This window comes from Parabacteroides sp. AF14-59 (genome assembly GCF_003479515.1).
Classification (GTDB): Bacteria; Bacteroidota; Bacteroidia; order Bacteroidales; family Tannerellaceae; genus Parabacteroides; species Parabacteroides faecis.
In genome coordinates this window covers 124,607-141,868 of record NZ_QUHH01000015.1, presented here as the reverse complement: position 1 = coordinate 141,868, position 17,262 = coordinate 124,607, and the positions used below count along the sequence as shown (strand labels likewise).

The 17,262-nt window shown below is 45.0% G+C and carries 16 protein-coding genes; 10 read left to right on the top strand and 6 right to left on the bottom strand.

Features of this window, described 5'->3' with window-relative positions; all coding sequences use genetic code 11:
• Positions 1-7 precede the first annotated feature (7 nt).
• Positions 8-1,204, top strand: coding sequence for a 6-bladed beta-propeller (locus DWW23_RS16590; RefSeq protein ID WP_122354393.1), 1,197 nt, complete (start codon positions 8-10; stop codon positions 1,202-1,204).
• A 131-nt stretch (positions 1,205-1,335) separates the two neighbouring features.
• Here the strand turns inward: DWW23_RS16590 and DWW23_RS16585 are convergent, their stop codons facing one another.
• Genes DWW23_RS16585 through DWW23_RS16575 form a run of 3 tightly spaced genes read right to left on the bottom strand, consistent with a single transcriptional unit; the run spans position 1,336 to position 7,016 of the window.
• A complete protein-coding gene (locus DWW23_RS16585; RefSeq protein ID WP_122354392.1) occupies positions 1,336-2,697 on the bottom strand; it encodes an efflux transporter outer membrane subunit in 1,362 nt (453 codons plus the stop codon).
• A gap of 3 nt (positions 2,698-2,700) precedes the next feature.
• Positions 2,701-5,895: an efflux RND transporter permease subunit gene (locus DWW23_RS16580; RefSeq protein ID WP_122354391.1), complete on the bottom strand. Its 3,195-nt coding sequence runs from the start codon at positions 5,893-5,895 to the stop codon at positions 2,701-2,703.
• 11 nt (positions 5,896-5,906) lie between these two features.
• On the bottom strand, positions 5,907-7,016 hold the full coding sequence (locus DWW23_RS16575; protein ID WP_122354390.1) for an efflux RND transporter periplasmic adaptor subunit: 1,110 nt from the start codon (positions 7,014-7,016) through the stop codon (positions 5,907-5,909).
• Between the two features lie 250 nt (positions 7,017-7,266).
• On the opposite strand from DWW23_RS16575, the gene DWW23_RS16570 reads away from it, so the two are divergent.
• Genes DWW23_RS16570 through dprA form a run of 3 tightly spaced genes read left to right on the top strand, consistent with a single transcriptional unit; the run spans position 7,267 to position 10,051 of the window.
• Entirely contained in the window at positions 7,267-8,523 is a 1,257-nt protein-coding gene (locus tag DWW23_RS16570) for a peptidase U32 family protein (RefSeq protein ID WP_122354389.1), read from the top strand.
• Positions 8,523-8,933 (top strand): thioesterase family protein, encoded by a 411-nt coding sequence (locus DWW23_RS16565; RefSeq protein ID WP_007655786.1) that lies wholly within the window; start codon positions 8,523-8,525, stop codon positions 8,931-8,933. The genes DWW23_RS16570 and DWW23_RS16565 overlap by 1 nt, the downstream gene beginning before the upstream one ends.
• 8 nt (positions 8,934-8,941) lie before the next feature.
• Positions 8,942-10,051, top strand: coding sequence for a DNA-processing protein DprA (gene dprA, locus DWW23_RS16560; protein ID WP_122354388.1), 1,110 nt, complete (start codon positions 8,942-8,944; stop codon positions 10,049-10,051).
• Here the strand turns inward: dprA and DWW23_RS16555 are convergent.
• The gene (locus tag DWW23_RS16555; RefSeq protein WP_122354387.1) at positions 10,014-11,195 is read right to left on the bottom strand and encodes a low temperature requirement protein A; all 1,182 of its coding nucleotides are present in this window, start codon (positions 11,193-11,195) and stop codon (positions 10,014-10,016) included. The two genes, dprA and DWW23_RS16555, sit on opposite strands and share 38 nt — an antisense overlap.
• Before the next feature lie 141 nt (positions 11,196-11,336).
• Between DWW23_RS16555 and DWW23_RS16550 the strand changes: the two genes are divergently transcribed.
• The 3 genes from DWW23_RS16550 to DWW23_RS16540 all read left to right on the top strand — a co-directional run bounded on the left by DWW23_RS16550 (position 11,337) and on the right by DWW23_RS16540 (position 13,397).
• Positions 11,337-12,119, top strand: coding sequence for a HipA family kinase (locus DWW23_RS16550; protein WP_122354386.1), 783 nt, complete (start codon positions 11,337-11,339; stop codon positions 12,117-12,119).
• Complete coding sequence (locus tag DWW23_RS16545) at positions 12,097-12,480, top strand: DUF3037 domain-containing protein (RefSeq protein WP_122354385.1); 384 nt, start codon at positions 12,097-12,099, stop codon at positions 12,478-12,480. Before DWW23_RS16550 ends, DWW23_RS16545 begins: the two co-directional genes overlap by 23 nt.
• A 404-nt stretch (positions 12,481-12,884) precedes the next feature.
• Complete coding sequence (locus DWW23_RS16540) at positions 12,885-13,397, top strand: SRPBCC family protein (protein WP_122354384.1); 513 nt, start codon at positions 12,885-12,887, stop codon at positions 13,395-13,397.
• 10 nt (positions 13,398-13,407) lie between these two features.
• On the opposite strand, the gene DWW23_RS16535 is transcribed toward DWW23_RS16540, so the two are convergent.
• Complete coding sequence (locus DWW23_RS16535; RefSeq protein WP_122354383.1) at positions 13,408-14,457, bottom strand: linear amide C-N hydrolase; 1,050 nt, start codon at positions 14,455-14,457, stop codon at positions 13,408-13,410.
• 88 nt (positions 14,458-14,545) lie between these two features.
• A complete protein-coding gene (locus tag DWW23_RS16530; RefSeq protein WP_122354382.1) occupies positions 14,546-15,121 on the bottom strand; it encodes an RNA polymerase sigma-70 factor in 576 nt (191 codons plus the stop codon).
• Between the two features lie 97 nt (positions 15,122-15,218).
• Between DWW23_RS16530 and DWW23_RS16525 the strand changes: the two genes are divergently transcribed.
• The 3 genes from DWW23_RS16525 to DWW23_RS16515 all read left to right on the top strand — a co-directional run bounded on the left by DWW23_RS16525 (position 15,219) and on the right by DWW23_RS16515 (position 17,178).
• Positions 15,219-15,806, top strand: coding sequence for an FKBP-type peptidyl-prolyl cis-trans isomerase (locus tag DWW23_RS16525; RefSeq protein ID WP_122354381.1), 588 nt, complete (start codon positions 15,219-15,221; stop codon positions 15,804-15,806).
• Positions 15,807-15,819: 13 nt separating this feature from the next.
• Positions 15,820-16,539, top strand: coding sequence for an FKBP-type peptidyl-prolyl cis-trans isomerase (locus DWW23_RS16520; RefSeq protein ID WP_122354380.1), 720 nt, complete (start codon positions 15,820-15,822; stop codon positions 16,537-16,539).
• Positions 16,540-16,710: 171 nt separating this feature from the next.
• Complete coding sequence (locus tag DWW23_RS16515) at positions 16,711-17,178, top strand: Lrp/AsnC family transcriptional regulator (protein WP_005860962.1); 468 nt, start codon at positions 16,711-16,713, stop codon at positions 17,176-17,178.
• Positions 17,179-17,262: the final 84 nt, after the last annotated feature.

The following is a 17,262-nucleotide window of genomic DNA, read 5'->3' as shown; positions in this document are numbered from 1 at the left end:
AAAGCGTATGAAAAAGGTATTGTTCGGGCTCATGGCAGCCATTCTTATTAGTACCGGATGCGGATCGAAAAAGTCTTCCGGTGAGTTGCTTCAGATCGATCTGGCGGCAAAAGACTTTGCTTCCGGTCAGGTGGAAATAGCAGACGAGATAGAATCCGTCGAATACATTCCTCTGGAATTGACGGACGAATCTTTGATCGCCAATATATTGGATATAGCGGTTACCGATGAGTATATATTCGTTTATTCTACCCGTCAGGACGGTGTGTTGCAGTTCGACCGGAAAGGTCATTTTCTTCGTCGGATAGCGAAGACAGGAAACGGTCCGGGGGAAACGGGGCAGATCATATCGTTCACTGTGGATGAAGAAAACCGTCTTTTCTGTGTCAGTGAGTACTTCTCTACCTCTTTTTATTCTTTCTACGGAGAGTTTATCAAGAAAATAACAAGCTTACATCCTTATTCTTACCAGCTTTCCGTCGGACCGAACGTGATGGCCGAATTGGGCAGAATGTATGTTCCGTTGAATGTTCCGGGTATGTTCAGTCTGGGAATCTTTAACTGGGCGACGGATGATACGATCGCACTTCGCCCGACCATTGGGAATATGAACCTGATGTCGTTGGAAGAAACCAGTCTGAAAGGATGGATATATAACGGAAGCATGGACGGTTGGTTTTGCTATTCAGAAGGAACCGACACGGTCTGGAATGTGAATGCCAAAACGATTTCACCGGCTTTCCTTGTCAACAACGGCTATTCAGCATCGGAGGAAAAGGAGATGCGTTCGTCTAAAACCGGAAACGCATCTGTCGACGGCACATACAGCGTTTTTAATATATTCGAAACGCCCCGTTCTTATTTTGCCAAATGCTTCCAAAGCTCCAATGAATCTAAATTCTTTTTATATCGACTGGATAAGCAGACCGGTGCCTTGAGTCGTGAAGCATCAGATATTGACGCTATGGAACTATTCGAATACAACAGGGCGCTGACCGGCATCGGCATCCGCAATGAAACGGACGGCGGACTTCCTGTCTGGCCTTTTTTCTCTTATCCGGCTAAAAAGCTGATGATACAGGTGAATACAGCGGTAGAAATTGAATATCTGAAAGAAAAAGATCCGAAGTTAAAGGAACATCCTGTGTTGCAGAAAATAACAGAAGAATCGAATCCGTTGGTCACTATTTATCATTTGCGCTAATAAAAGGCACGAATAAATTTTGCCTACAATAAAAGGTCCTGTTTCTTTAAGAAACCAAAGTGTTCTTATTGAAACAGGACCGATTGTAAATTAAGGTTTGGTTAAAGTATTATGAATTCTCAAATGTTGCTTTATTCTCTACCGCCACCCAACGCATGATAGAGGTTTATCATGCTTTGTATCTCGGTGAATCGGTTGGCGGTTTGTGACAATTGTGCACTTAACAGTGATTGACGGGCTGTCAGTACTTCCAGATAGGTATTTGTTCCGTATTCCATCAATAAGGAGGTACTCTCCAACGCTTTTTCCAAAGACGTAATTTGTTTCTCGTACAAGGCTGTCTTTGCTTTGCTGCTTTGGCAAGCCACTAATGCATCGTTGACTTCACTTCCGGCATTCAAAAGAGCCTGCTGGAATGCCAGGCTAGCTTCTTCCTGCTGGGCTTTGGCTATGCGATATTGAGCTGTGATTTGTCCTTTGTTGAACAAGGGCTGTGTCAATGAACCGACAGCCGATGCCAGGAATTTACCCGGATTGACAATCATGCCTCCGGCCGAGTTGGTCCAACCGGCGCTTCCGCTCAACACGATAGAGGGGTAGAAAGCTGCACGCGCTTGATTTGTTGCATAGAAAGCCTGTTCCAATGAACGTTCGGCAGAACGGACATCAGGACGGTTTGCCAACAACTGCATAGGGATTCCGACAGCTATATCTTCCGGGAACTGCTGTTCTGCCAATTTGCCGCGCTCGTACCGACGAGGTGTTTCAGCAAGCAATAACGAAAGGCTGTTTTCTACCTGATTGATTTGTTCTTTCAGGTCGACTATGGATGTTTGCACACTGTAGTAGGCAGCTTCCATTTGTGAAGTGGCTGCCTCGTTTGCTAAACCGGCATCCATCAATGCACGAGTAGAAGCTACCGCCTCTTTCCAGGACTCTTCCGTTTGTTGAGAGATTAATAACTGCTCGTCCAGCATCAATAGCGTATAATAGGTGTTTGCTATTCCGGCAATCAGTTGGGTACGTATGGCCTGTTGATAGTCTTTGCTTTGGGCGTATAACGCTTTTGCTTGTTGCTTGGCATTGCGCAGACGTCCGAAAATGTCTAATTCCCAGCTGGCAGTGACAGGCAATGTATATGTTTGAGTTGCTTTGCCACCATCGAAACTGCTTACTGTTCCTTGTGGAGTAAGGGTCAGTGAAGGCAAAAAGGCCAGTTTTGCCGACAGCAATGATGCTTCCGCTTCTTCCACTCTCAGTTGGGCGGACAAAAGGTCTGTATTGTTTTGCAACCCCTGTTCGATAAGTGTTTGCAGCTGCGGGTCTGTAAAAAGTTCCCGCCAGTTGATATTACCGAAGTTGGTCGTATCGTCGACGACCACCTCTTCTCCGTATAAATTATCCGGAGTTGTTGTAGCCGGTTGATATTTGGTGTATATGCCGCAACTGCTAAGTAAGGCAGTTGCGGTTGTCAATACAATTATTTTCTTCATGTCTTAATTCTTTTCATTGTTTAAACCGTCACGTTCATCCTTGCTTTTTTGTTTTTCCAACGCAACTTGGATATCGGTTTCCACTTCCATTGGCGGACGAATCTTTTCTTGCAGATACTCGAAAATGATATAGAATACCGGTACAACAAACAATAAGGCCAATGTTCCGACAGCCATACCACCGACAACGCCTGTTCCCAATGAACTGTTACCGTTAGCACCGGCTCCGGAAGCGAACATCAGCGGAAGCATACCGAAAATCATGGTAAGTACGGTCATCAGGATCGGACGCAGACGGGCCTGTGCTGCCGAATAGGCCGATTCGACGATGCCCATTCCCTGGCGGCGACGCTCGATGGCAAACTCTGTAATCAAAATAGCCGTTTTAGCCAAAAGACCAATTAACATAATTACACCAGTCTGCAAGTAAATGTTGTTTTCCAATCCGAATAATTTAGCGAACAGGAATGAACCCATCAAACCAAACGGTACGGAAAGGATAACTGCCCAAGGCACAAGGAAGCTTTCGTAAAGACAAGCCAGAATCAAGTAGATAAGCAAGATACAGACGGCATAGATAAAGAGTGTTTGAGAACCTCCGCTGCTAGCCTCTTCGCGTGCCATACCACCATATTCGTAACCGTAGCCTGTAGGTAACATTTGTGCGGCCACCTCTTCAATAGCTTTCTGTACTTCACCTGTAGAATAGCCCGGAACCGGATTTACATTCACTGTGATACAGCTAAACAGGTTGAAACGGTTGGCGACTTCCGGGCCTAATACGCGTTTGAGCGTTACAAACTGGCTAATCGGTGCCATTTCTGTACCGTTTCTTACGAACATGTTGTTCAGCGCTTGTTCATCCAAACGGTATTCCGGTGAAGCCTGCGACATGACGCGATATACTTTTCCGAATTGGTTGTAGTTGGAAACGTAGGCACCACCGCAATAACTACCCAGTACATCAAGCACTGTTGAAGGTGAAATACCCGCACGTTTACATTTGGCAGCATCTACATCCACTGCAATTTGGGGGAAGTTCATAGCATACGAAGTATAAGCCATAGCCACTTCCGGACGCTGGTTTAATGCTCCGATATATTGCATGGCTTTTTGGTAGAACGTGCCCATATCCCCTCCGGTACGATCCTGCAAGTTAAGCTCAATGGAGTTACCCATACCGTAACCCGGAATCATACCCGGCTGGAAGCAGAATATCTGCGCCTCTTTGATTTGAGCGAATTGTGCATTCAATCGGGTGATTACGGCATCGGAAACATGTTCGCTGCCTTTACGCTCACTCCAGTCTTTCAAACGGATGATAGCCATACCGTAAGATGTACCCTGACCAGCCAGGAAACCGTAACCGGCTACTCGGGAGTAGTGTTCTATCTCAGGGGTGTTTTTGAGGATGTCTTCCACCTTGTCCAACACCTTGGTTGTCTCTGCCAGCGTACTACCCGGAGCAATTGCCACGTTGGCCATGATAGTTCCTTGGTCTTCCTGAGGAACAAGACCTGTTTTGGTACTGCTGATCAACCATCCTAATAAGACGATAGCTCCTACCATACCGACCCACACCATCCAACGGTGGTGGATAAAGAACATCACTCCTTTTTTGTATTTGCCCAATACGGCGTTGAACGAAGCATTATAAGCGGCGCGCACCCGTCCGTTGAAACTTTTGGCACTCTTGGTTCCATCGCTAGGACGCATCATCATGGCACAAAGAGCCGGACAGAGTGTCAAGGCACAAATCATTGAAAGACCTACGGAGGTTGCCATAGTTACACCAAACTGCGTGTAGAAGATACCGGATGTTCCTCCCATAAAAGTAACAGGAATAAACACGGCCATAAACACACACGTACAAGATATAACGGCCATGGTTACATCCCCCATCGCATCTTTTGTTGCCTGATAAGCGGATTGATAACCTGCATCGAATTTGGCTTGTACGGCTTCTACCACCACAATGGCATCATCCACCACCGTACCGATGGCAAGCACCAATGCAAACAGTGTCAGGATGTTGATTGTGAACCCGGCAGCTGTTAAGCAAGCAAATGTACCGATCAGTGAAACAATGATGGCGATAGAAGGAATAAGCGTACTCTTGAAGTCCTGAAGGAAGAAATATACCACCAAGATTACAAGTATGATGGCGACGATCAATGTCTCTACTACATTATATATAGAAGCGAAAAGGAAGTCGTTGGAACTCATCATCGTGATAAATTCCATACCGGCTGGTAATTCCTTTTCTATCTCTTTCAATTCGGCTGCAATACGTTCGTTTACTTCTGTCGCATTGGAGCCTGCCACCTGGTAAATCATGAAGGTCACGGCTGGTTTACCATCCATCTGGCTGTCGAAGCCATAGCTCAATGTCCCCAATTCTACTTTGGCCACATCTTTCAGACGCAACACGGAGCCATCTTCTTGGGCACGGACAACGATGTTTTGAAATTCTTCCACGCTTTTCAAACGTCCGCGATATTTCATGGTGTATTGGAATACATTCTTTGAGTTTTCACCTAATGAACCGGTAGGTGCTTCGATATTTTGTTCTCCCAGAATAGAAGTTACGTCTGAGGGAATCAATCCATATTGAGCCATGCGTTCGGGATTCAACCAAATACGCATACTATAGGTATCACCCAACTCCATAACGTCACCAACGCCTTCGATACGTTTGATACGTGGCACAACGTTAATATCCAGGTAGTTTCCGAGGAATGTCTTGTCATAGCGTCCGTTTGAACTGACAAGTGCATCGATTTGTAAGAAGCTGGTCTGACGTTTCTGTGTGCTGACACCGATACGGGTTACTTCGGCAGGTAATAAACCTTGTGCTTTTGTTACACGGTTTTGGACGTTGACGGCTGCCATATCAGGGTCTGTCCCTTGTTTGAAGTACACTTCGATAGTCGCCGAACCTGCATTGGTGGCTGTGGAAGTCATGTACATCATATTTTCCACACCATTGATACTTTCTTCCAGTGGCATAATGACACTGTTCATCACGGCATCAGCATCTGCTCCGGTATAGCTTGCCGATACATGGACCGTAGGAGGGGCAATATCCGGATATTGCTCGACCGGCAAGGTAAAGAGCGAAATGAGTCCTATCGCCAAAATAAGAATGGAGATAGATATGGCCATAACAGGCCGTTTGATAAAAATATTTCCTTTCATATTTTGCTAATTTATTTTACTTGTGTTCCTTCACGTACCAATCCGGCTCCTTCGGATACAATTTCTTCACCGACCTTAAGCCCGTCGAGTACGATATATTCACGGCCGTCGCTGATTTCAGCAACGGTAATTAATGTAGAAACGGCCTTGCCATCGACTACTTTGTAAACAAGGGTTTTATCTTGCAAACGGACTGTTGCGCCTTGCGGGATAACGATGCAGTCTGTGTAGGTTTGCGGAATGAGTACATTGCCGGATGCTCCGCTATGGAGTAGGCGGGATTCATTCGGGAATACGGCTCTAACGCCTACCGTACCGGTTTTGCGGTCGATCACTCCGCTGATAGATTCAATTTTGCCTTTCTGCTCATAAACAGACTGGTCGTTCAGTTTCAATGTGACTTCCGGCATATTGGCCAACGCTTCATCCATGCTTTTGTACTGACGGCTCATGGCCAACAGCTGGTTTTCCGTCATGGAGAAGTACACATACATGTTTGAATTGTCGGAAACAGTTGTCAACGGCTGCGGAATATTGGCACTGACCAATGCTCCGGCACGATAAGGCAGCATACCGACAACTCCATCGCTCGGACTTTTTACTTCCGTATAAGAAAGGTTGTTTTGGGCATTTAGCTCCTGTGCCTCTGCCTGTGCCAGTTGCGCTTTGGCTGTCAGGTAATTGTTCTGGCTTGTTTTCAGATTGAATTCGGAAACAACTTTTTTGGCAAACAGTTCTTTTGTGCTATTGTAATTCAATTCGGCAGTACCTAAAGCTGCTTTTGCAACCTCAACGTTGGCTTGAGCTGTTTTCAAAGCGGCCTTATAAGGTACTTGGTCGATTACAAAAAGTAACTGTCCTTTTCGTACAACCTGTCCTTCTGTTACGCAGAGTCGTTCGATAGTTCCTGATACTTGCGGATAAATATCTATATCTTGGCGACCGCGAATAGACGCTGAATAGGGCATGGTCAGCTCCCTATTGGCTGTTGAAACTTTCATTGTTGCGTAAGATGCTTTCATCTGTGCATCCGATGTCTCTTTTTTACAGGATGTCATCCACATTGTCGTACAACCAATAATCATCATCAGCTGTATCCATCTTGCTTTTGCTTGTATCATATGTCTTAATTTGTTAAATGCCGCAAATTTAACAGATAAATGTAGGAAATTATTTGTCTGAATTTTTATATAAATCTTCTGTATTTATAGTATACGGATATTTTAAGAAAAGAAAATCTAATGAAATAAAATAAATGTGTGATATCGTTGTACACATTATCCGGTACCAGATAAAAGTTAACTGGTTTTATCTTAGAAGTATGCGAAGAAAGCCGTATCTTTGTGGTTTCTAATTTAAAACCAAACAGCTTTGAACGAGAAAGATTTTGAAATAATGGCGCCGGTCGGCTCGTATGAGTCGTTGATGGCAGCTATCCAGGGAGGAGCCGACTCCATCTACTTCGGCATTGAAGGACTGAATATGCGTTCGCGCTCTTCCAATAATTTCACCACGGACGATTTGCGTAAGATTGTCTCCATCTGTAAGGAACACGGCATTAAGAGTTATCTGACGGTTAATACGGTTATTTACGGGGAAGACCTGGCATTGATGCGTGAAATTATCGATGCGGCAAAGGAAGCGGAAGTCTCTGCAATTATTGCGGCAGACGTGGCTGCCATGAGCTATGCGAACCGGATCGGGCAGGAGGTTCACCTGTCTACCCAGCTGAATATATCGAATGTGGAGGCGCTGAGGTTCTACGCCCAGTTTGCCGATGTGGTGGTGCTGGCACGCGAATTGAATCTGAAACAGGTAGCCGAAATCTATCAACAGATTGTAGAACAGCAGATAACCGGTCCGAGAGGCGAACTGATCCGTATCGAGATGTTTGCCCACGGAGCCTTGTGTATGGCTGTTTCCGGTAAATGCTATTTGAGCCTGCATGAAATGAATGCGTCTGCCAACCGGGGTGCTTGCATGCAAATCTGCCGCCGCGGATATACGGTGAAAGATAAGGACAGCAATATCGAACTGGATATAGAAAATCAATATATCATGTCGCCCAAAGACCTGAAAACGATCCATTTCATGAACAAGATGATGGATGCAGGCGTGCGGGTATTCAAGATCGAAGGCCGTGCCCGCGGACCGGAATATGTGCGTCTCGTGACTGAATGTTATAAAGAAGCAGTGAAGGCTTATTGCAGCGGAACATATGATGAAGAAAAGATCGCCGTGTGGGATGAGCGTTTGAGAAGCGTCTTCAACCGGGGCTTCTGGGACGGCTATTATCTGGGACAGCGTTTGGGTGAATGGAGCAGTAAGTATGGTTCCGGTTCGACCAAAAAGAAAGTCTATGTGGCGAAAGGCATCAAATACTTCAGCGGCATCGGTGTGGCTGAATTTGAAATGGAATCGGGCTCGCTGAAAGCGGGAGATGAGATTCTGATCACAGGCCCGACAACCGGTGCGGTGATGCAGACCATCGATGAGATACGTGTCGATCTGAAGCCGGTGGAAGAAACCGTAAAAGGCGAGCGTTTCTCCTTCAAAGTATCTGAAAAGGTACGCCCTTCCGACCGCCTGTATAAAATGGTACCTAACAACGATAAAGAACTGAAATAATGAAAGAGTATATTTTTAAACTGACAGACAAGGTACGCGATTATGAATGCGACCTGCAGGGAGTAGTGAACAACTCCAACTATCAGCATTATATGGAGCATACCCGTCATGAGTTCCTCGAATCGCTGGGCGAGAATTTCGGAGCCATGCACGATAAAGGGGTGGACGGCTTCGTCTCTCATGTGGAGATAGATTATAAAACATCTTTGAAGAGCGGTGACAGTTATATATCTTGCCTGAATGTGTATAAGAAAGGAGTGAAACTGGTTTTTGAACAAGATATCTACCGGGCTTCCGACGGCGCGCTGGCAACCAAGGGAAAAGTCGAGTCTGTAGTTGTGCAGGACGGCAAGCTGACCCGCGGCGAATATTTCGACGAAATGCTTAAAAGGATACAGGATAAACTATGAGATAGATTATGACAGACAACCGGATTTACCAAATTGGCTTAACTATGATAAACGGGGTAGGAGATATCCTGGCCCGTCAGCTTCTGCAAACCTGTGGCGATGTGGAAGCCGTTTTTACGGAGAAACAACAAGTATTGGAGAAGATTCCGGGTTTCGGCACGGCTACGGCTGCTGCCATCAAACGCCCGGAAGTTCTTCTGCAAGCGGAAAAAGAGTTAGCCTTTATTGAAAAGAACCAGATCATCTGTTATTTCCTGACAGATGAGAATTACCCGAAACGTTTGAAGGAGTGCTCCGATGCTCCGGTACTTCTTTATTTCAAAGGGAGTGCTGATCTGAATGTTTCCCGCATTATCAGCATTGTAGGAACCCGTCATGCGACGGAGTATGGCAGGGCGATGACGGACGAACTGGTACACACCCTTTCGCTTTCTATCCCGAACTTACTGATCGTAAGCGGGCTGGCTTATGGTATCGACGTATGTGCCCATCGGGCTGCGCTTAAAGCGAACTTGCCGACGGTAGGTGTGTTGGCTCACGGGTTGGATCGTATTTATCCGCCTTCGCATCGTTCCGTAGCAGTGGATATGTTGGACCGCGGAGGTTTGCTGACTGAATTTCGCAGTGGAACGGAACCGGATAAGCCGCACTTTGTACGGCGTAACCGGATTGTTGCGGGTATGGCGGATGCGACGGTCGTCATAGAATCTGCCGAGAAAGGCGGCTCGCTGATCACTGCCGATCTTGCTTTCTCCTATGGGCGTGATGTCTACGCATTTCCCGGTCGGGTAAACGATCTCCATTCGAAAGGCTGCAATGCCTTGATCCGGCAGAATAAGGCTGGGCTGATAACTTCCGCTTCCGACCTTATCTCGGCGCTTTGCTGGGATATAAAGGAAACAGCTTCTCCTCTCCCTGTTCAGACTGAATTGTTTTTCGGGGAAGATGAGCGGACAGCACCGGTAATAACCGTTCTCCGTGAAAGAGGTGAGATGCATATCGACCAACTGGCAGTTGCATTGAATCTGTCTGTCCGTGAACTGTCGTCTCTGCTCTTTGAACTGGAGATGAACGGTTTGATCAGGACTTTGCCGGGAAATATCTACCGGCTTGCCTAACGGTTTCATAAATAACTACCGCGATAAATATCAGTGCCGTTAATCCATTCAATTGAAGTGGATTGAAAAAGCGAGCGAACGGAATTATAAGGGCTAATGTAAGAATTGCGATCACATGCGACCAGGCGATTAACTGGCACGTGATCCATTTATATATGGCATTACTCATTAAATAAATGATCGGTCCGCCCACCATGGCAAAGATGCCGCCTGTCGTCATTTCTCCCAACGGGTGATTGACAACCAGTTCGTCGCCAACCGCACAGATGATCAGTGCACCGACCAGTACCACATGTATCGAGTGATATTTCAGGCCGAGCAAACCGGGATTCGATATCTTTTTGATCTTCCGGCTGCCTGCCTCGCTGCTGACATCAAAATAAATCCACCACATCGCCAGGCTATTGGTGAAAGAAATGATCGCTGCATAGATAATTGTAGAATCCCATATCTCAAAATCGCTGAGTGAAGCCCCCGTCATCATAATCGTCTCACCGAAAGCGATAATGACGAACAACTGGCTTCTTTCAGCCAGATGTTGTCCTTCGATTGTCCACTCTTTACTGGAAATAGACCGTCCGAGTCCCGGCAGGTAAAAGCCGAACATAGGCGAAGTATAATCGCACAGGACGGCAACCAACCACAAAAGAATACGTGTGTCCCCTTCGCTGAATGCCCCTGTTATCCAAAATACGGCAGAGATACAAAACCAACCCAATATACGTTTGAAATTAGGGGATAGATGGTGCTTTTTATCCAGTAGAAAGACAATTACGATTGTCCTCCCTAACTGGATAGCGACATAACAGGCAGCAAAGATCAGCCCCCGGCTTGTATAAGCTTCGGGAATAGCCGAAGCCATGATCAACCCGACCAGCATCAGGATAAACAGAAGTATCCGGATGGAACGTGTTTCGGGGTCGAACCAGTTGGTAACCCAGGTTGTATGTTGCCAGGCGAGCCAGACAGCAAACCACAGGATGATTTCCTGTACATATCCTTGCCAGTCCAGGTGATGAAGCAGATAATGCGACAGCTGTGTGACAGCAAAGACATAGATCAGGTCGAACAACAGTTCCGAATAGGAGACGGAAGCTCTTTCCTGCTCCCTGCTTCTTAATAAATGATGGGAAGAATGCGACATAAGCCAATGATTTTATAGCCTGTATAATCCGATAACGCCTTTTCAATTAAAACAACTGCCTGTTTATATTGTTTTAGAGATGTTGATTGTTTCTTTTGTGTAAACAGGAAGTATCTTTATCTTTGTCAAAAGCATTTGAATATGGAATTGCGAACAGCGAATGTTGTCAGATATATTATGCCTTTACGGGAAGGCGGCTCGTTGCCGGCTTTGGCTGAAGCTGACGACGAATATAAATATGTTGTAAAGTTTCGTGGCGCCGGTCATGGGACTAAAGCGCTTATTGCCGAACTGATCGGTGGCGAAGTCGCACGTGCACTGGGTTTTCGTGTCCCGGAGCTGGTATTTCTGAATCTGGACGAGGCTTTCGGAAGAACGGAAGGCGATGAGGAGATACAAGACCTGTTGCAGGCCAGCCGTGGTCTGAACCTGGGCTTGCATTTCTTGTCGGGCGCACTGACATTCGACCCGGTAGTTAATAAGGTAGGAGAAAAGCTGGCGTCGCAGATCGTCTGGCTGGATGCCCTGCTGACCAATGTGGACCGTACGACCCGCAATACCAATATGCTGATGTGGCATAAGGAATTATGGCTGATCGATCATGGAGCATCGCTCTACTTCCATTATTCATGGTCGAACTGGCGAAAACATGCTTTGAGCCCGTTTATCCAGATCAAGGATCATGCTTTGTTGCCGGAGGCCGGTAAGCTGGAAGAAGTGAATGCCGAGTTCAAACGCCTGCTTACTCCGGAAAAGATCCGTGAGATCGTCTCCCTGATCCCGGACGACTGGTTGCAGTGGAGCGAAAGTCCCGGTACGCCGCAGGAGATAAGAGAAGTCTATATGGAATTTTTGACAGAAAGGATTGCCCATTCCGAAACATTTATAAAAGAAGCGCAAGATGCAAGGAAAGCACTTATATGAATACGCCGTTATCCGCTTTGTTCCCCGGGTGGAACGTGAGGAGTTTATTAATGTTGGCATTATCATGTTCTCGAAACAGGCCCGTTTTATAAAGGCCCGTTATCAGGTGGACGAGAAGAAGATCCGTCTGTTTTCCTCGGAGCTTGATATGGATTCGTTGTATGCCAGCCTGAAAGTATTCGATCATATCTGTTCGGGTGCTAAAAGCGCTGGTCCGATCGCTGCGATGGATATTCCCGAACGTTTTCGCTGGCTGACGGCTGTACGGAGTTCTTCGATACAGACTTCCCGCCCGCATCCCGGCTTTTCCTGCGATCTGGAGGCAACGTTCGGAAAATTATTTGAAGAGTTGGTGCTCTAGATCGATATCGGATATCTCGGTGGAAAAGCCTCTTTTAACTGTTAATTTTAGCAGTTTTTGTCTGTATTGTATATAGTTTTATCATCACTAACACTTTTTGGCGAAAGAAGCTTTTCCGCTTAACATATATTGTCTCTAAAAAGCTTGACAAACACTTGCTACAGCCGTATCTTTGTACTGTGGTTTTTTCATAATAGTATTAGATTTAAGGTTAACAAAGTTTGATTAGGGCTTGTCGTGAGACAGGCTTTAATTGTTTATAGAGGTTTGCTCCCGAAGCAAACCTTTTTTTGTTGGTTCCGAAAAGGCGGTATGGATTTTATCGGGAATGTTTCTGTTATATTCTTTTAATTGGTTATATTTGTAAACAATCAGTGATTCAGTTATTTAGAAATAAGCTTATAATGATGTCTTTCTTTATCTATTTTTTTATTGTCGTGGCAGGGATTGTCGCTTTGATTTTTATCATCGGACTTCTTTTGCCGAATGAAAGGACCGCAACCAGTGAATGTTATTATAATGCATCGCCGGAGAAGGTATATAATGCGCTGACGAATAATGCCGATTACGGTTATCGCAGCGATCTGGAAGAAATTGTCATTATAGAAGAAAATGACGGGATAGAAGTCTGGGATGAGATAGCGAAGAATGGCTCCGTCATCCGTTTTCGGACTGCCCATAAAAAGCCTTATTCTTTGTATGAGTTCGATATTGTCCGGGGGAACGGATTCACCGGTCACTGGAAAGGAGAATTGAAAGCAACCAGTACAGGCGGGACGCATTTTACGTCGACGGAAACCATTCGGATGAAAAATCCTTTCCTCAAAGTCCTTTCCCGCTTATTCTTCAATCTGGAGAAGTTCATGCACACCTATCAAAATGATCTGCGGGTAAAGTTGAGTGAAGATATTGCATAAAAAAGGGAGCTTAATGAGCTCCCAGGAATTTGAATGGTTCAGTTACGACAAACTGATCTGCCGTATTACCCGCATAGGTTTTACCGCCCACCAGATCCAGCATTTTAACCGGTGCCTTTTCTGAAAAATCCACATCCTTGAAATCAACCCAGAATATATTAGGGTGAATGGTTGATTCGTAATAATAGACTTTATTCTTTTGATCGGAAACGGTTCTCCATATCGTAGACGAAATATTCGGTTGGTCGGGTGTCGTAATACCCAACGGAACCGACGTGTTACGGATCACGCTGAATACACTAGCCACTGCCATGCGTGTATCTTCTACCTTCGGTATGGCATTGATATAGAAAGAAGCGCGAACAAAACGGTCGGCCGCCCGATTGGTTCCGGGTAAGAAAGTCGTTCCTCCGATATTCTTCCAGTATTCGTCCAAAGCCAACTGTTGGTCGAAAACAGGTGAGTTGGTCATGACCTGATAGGATTTGTCATGGTGGATGTTCAGTTTCCCGTTCACATATTCGAAGATGGCATTGTCGCCGTTATCATCAGAGATGGAAAGGTGTAATGTCGCCATCCGGGTTCCGTCCGGCATCATATCCGATACTACTTCAAATGTCCCTTTTTCAACAAAATCGACAGCTTCGTCCACTGTCGCAAAATTATCCAGCATATATTGAACCCAGGCAGCAATGGATAATCCCGGCTTCTTACCGTCCCATTGGGGATACTCCGATTCGGCGAGCCAGAGCAGGTTGGCTACCAGTCCTTTTTCATTCATCCCGTCCGTACTGCAAATGTCGTATGCTGAAGTAACTACGCTACCATATTTAGAAGTCCATTCCAATGGATTTTTACCTATTTCGCCATTGCGTTGCATTCCTCGTGGAAATATCCAGAGGTTACTGCGGCTATCTTCTTTCCAGTCCATTGTCCGTCCGGTCAGTACCGTATTCCCTTTTCCCTGATAGACAACTCTGGTACAGGCATCTGCCGGGCTGAACTGTGCACTCGCTGTAATTGCGGCCAACGCTATTCCCCATTTCTTAATACATCTCATAATCTTATCGTTTTATTATATAAACGATTTGTCTGCCGGAAAGTTTAAGTTTCTCTGTTATTTCTATTTCAGACTGTCCGGCTAATTATCAGAGTTCTCCTATTTTGGTCAGAACCATAAGTAACGGCAAATAATCCTTTAACCTGCTGCGAAATAGTTTCAATGCTTTCGAAATATGGAACTCGATTGTTTTGATGCTGAGGTTCAGTTCTGCCGCGATCTCCCGGTTGGTCATACTCTCGTACCGGCTTTTAAAGAAGATCGTACGGGTCTGTTCCGGTAATTCATCCAGTGTTTTCCGGATGATCTCTTTTACTTCGATAGTGAAGAGCTCTGACGGGTCACACGACTCGAGGGAAGAGATACGAAAATTGAGTTCACGTTGGCGGTGGTCATATAGCTGATCTTCCGCATCAGTCCGGATGGTCAGGTGTCGTAAGTGGTTGAGTGCCTTGTTTTTTACAGATGTTAATAGGTATCCGGGGATATTAGTGTCGGCAGGCAGCTCCTTTCTTTTTTCCCAATACTGGATAATTGCCTCCATGTAAATATCCTCTGCGGCAGCCATATCCCTTACGTATGAATTGGCAAACAAGATGAACGGCTCTCTGAATTGATCGAAGAGCGTTGAAAATAGTGAAGATTCCGTTCGTTGTTCTCCCATAACAGATGCAAAAGTAATAAAAAAGTACCTTTTGATGTCGTTTGTGTAGTTAAAAGCATTACTTTTGTAGCTTGTAATTAGTTGAAAACGAAAAAGAATGGATAAAGTAAGTTATGCACTTGGCTTAAGTATCGGAAATAATTTCCAGAACTCGGGCATTAATGATCTTCAGATTGAAGACTTTGTGAAAGGATTGAAAGATATTTTGGGCGGCCAGACTCCTGAAATCAGTTATGACGAAGCTAAGCAGGTGATCAACGATTACTTCATGAAGCTACAAAAAGAAAAATTTGAAATCAATAAGAAAGCAGGCGAAGAATTCCTGACTATCAATAAAGGAAAAGCGGGTGTTGTAACGCTGCCCAGCGGATTGCAATATCAGGTACTTCAGAAAGGTGAAGGCCCAACGCCGACTGCTTCCGACAACGTAAAATGTCATTATCACGGAACTTTAATCAACGGTACAGTGTTTGATAGTTCAGTACAGCGCGGCGAACCGGCTGTATTCGGAGTATCGCAGGTAATCCCGGGATGGGTGGAAGCATTGCAGCTAATGCCGGTAGGTTCCAAATGGAGACTGTTCATCCCTTCCAACCTGGCTTATGGCGAACATGGAGCAGGAGAAGCTATCGAACCGAACAGCGCATTGGTTTTTGATGTCGAATTATTGGACATAGTAAAATAATTTATAGAGAAAAATGAAAAAGATTAATGTTTTAGTTGCTACGGTTATTGTAGCGTTGGGCGTTTCTGCCACATCTTGTGACTCAAAAAGAAGTGCCAGCCTGAAAACTGGTGCGGATAGCGCGAGCTATGCAATCGGTATTGCGAACGGAAGTATGTTCAAACAGAATTTGGAAGGCATGCCTGGTGGTCCTGTTAATGTAGACGATCTGTTGGCTGGTTTCGAAGCAGCTTTGAAGAACGATACTACTGGTGCGAAGATGACTATGGAACAGGCTCAGGCTTTTCTGAACACTTATTTTGTAGAAGCTCAGGCTAAAGAAGCTGAGAAAGCAAAAGAAGAAGGAGATAAGTTCCTTGCTGAAAACAAGACAAAAGAAGGTGTTATCACTACAGAAAGCGGTTTGCAGTATAAAGTGGAAACTGAAGGAACAGGTGCAAAACCTGCAAAAGAAGATCGGGTAAAAGTACACTATACAGGTACATTGTTGGACGGAACTAAGTTCGATAGCTCTGTAGATCGCGGTGAACCTGCTGAATTTGCTGTAGACCGGGTGATTGCGGGATGGACTGAAGTTCTGCAGATTATGCCGGTTGGTTCTAAATATATTATTTGGGTTCCGGCTGAATTGGGTTATGGTCAACAACCTCCTCGCGGAAGCAATATCAAACCGAACAGTACTTTGAAGTTTGAAATAGAATTACTGGATATCGTGAAAGACGACCAGAAATAACAATATTACATTTGTAAATAAAGGGGCGGGTAAATTATGCTAAAAAGCATTATTTGCCCGCTTTTATTATTTATTTAGTACTTTTTTTCTTTCAGAATGATAGATTGTTGAAAATAATTATATACTTTTGATATATAAATAACAAGAGCGTATAATAAAGCGATAGAGAAAATGGAGAAAATAGACAAACTGGACCGGCAGATATTGAACATTATTTCAAAAAATGCCAGGATTCCTTTCAAGGATGTAGCTGAAGAGTGTGGCGTGTCGCGTGCAGCCATCCATCAACGGGTACAGCGCATGATTGATATGAATGTGATCGTTGGGTCAGGTTATCATATTAATCCGAAGATTCTGGGATATAATACCTGTACATACATCGGTGTAAAGTTGGAACGTGGTTCCATGTACAAAGATGTCGTACCTGAGTTCGAGAAGATTCCGGAAGTAGTCGAATGTCATTTTACAACAGGTCCGTACACAATGCTGATCAAATTGTATGCCCGTGATAATGAACATCTGATGGAATTGTTAAATTCAAAAATTCAGGAGATACCGGGTGTGACGGCTACGGAGACATTGATCTCTTTGCGTCAGAGTGTGAAACGTGAAATCCCTATCTGCAACATCAACGAATAAATTATTCTAAAAAATAGAAGCCCGGCCTCCTTGTGAGTTGCCGGGCTTTTTTATATCCACGGCAATTACTACTTTTGTAGGGTT

Excerpts from the sequence above, each read along its gene's own strand:
- DWW23_RS16590 (WP_122354393.1), top strand. The coding sequence starts at position 8 with ATGAAAAAGGTATTGTTCGGGCTCATGGCAGCCATTCTTATTAGTACC.
- DWW23_RS16585 (WP_122354392.1), bottom strand. The coding sequence starts at position 2,697 with ATGAAGAAAATAATTGTATTGACAACCGCAACTGCCTTACTTAGCAGT.
- DWW23_RS16580 (WP_122354391.1), bottom strand. The coding sequence starts at position 5,895 with ATGAAAGGAAATATTTTTATCAAACGGCCTGTTATGGCCATATCTATC.
- DWW23_RS16575 (WP_122354390.1), bottom strand. The coding sequence starts at position 7,016 with ATGATACAAGCAAAAGCAAGATGGATACAGCTGATGATGATTATTGGT.
- DWW23_RS16565 (WP_007655786.1), top strand. The coding sequence starts at position 8,523 with ATGAAAGAGTATATTTTTAAACTGACAGACAAGGTACGCGATTATGAA.
- dprA (WP_122354388.1), top strand. The coding sequence starts at position 8,942 with ATGACAGACAACCGGATTTACCAAATTGGCTTAACTATGATAAACGGG.
- DWW23_RS16555 (WP_122354387.1), bottom strand. The coding sequence starts at position 11,195 with ATGTCGCATTCTTCCCATCATTTATTAAGAAGCAGGGAGCAGGAAAGA.
- DWW23_RS16550 (WP_122354386.1), top strand. The coding sequence starts at position 11,337 with ATGGAATTGCGAACAGCGAATGTTGTCAGATATATTATGCCTTTACGG.
- DWW23_RS16545 (WP_122354385.1), top strand. The coding sequence starts at position 12,097 with ATGCAAGGAAAGCACTTATATGAATACGCCGTTATCCGCTTTGTTCCC.
- DWW23_RS16540 (WP_122354384.1), top strand. The coding sequence starts at position 12,885 with ATGATGTCTTTCTTTATCTATTTTTTTATTGTCGTGGCAGGGATTGTC.
- DWW23_RS16535 (WP_122354383.1), bottom strand. The coding sequence starts at position 14,457 with ATGAGATGTATTAAGAAATGGGGAATAGCGTTGGCCGCAATTACAGCG.
- DWW23_RS16530 (WP_122354382.1), bottom strand. The coding sequence starts at position 15,121 with ATGGGAGAACAACGAACGGAATCTTCACTATTTTCAACGCTCTTCGAT.
- DWW23_RS16525 (WP_122354381.1), top strand. The coding sequence starts at position 15,219 with ATGGATAAAGTAAGTTATGCACTTGGCTTAAGTATCGGAAATAATTTC.
- DWW23_RS16520 (WP_122354380.1), top strand. The coding sequence starts at position 15,820 with ATGAAAAAGATTAATGTTTTAGTTGCTACGGTTATTGTAGCGTTGGGC.
- DWW23_RS16515 (WP_005860962.1), top strand. The coding sequence starts at position 16,711 with ATGGAGAAAATAGACAAACTGGACCGGCAGATATTGAACATTATTTCA.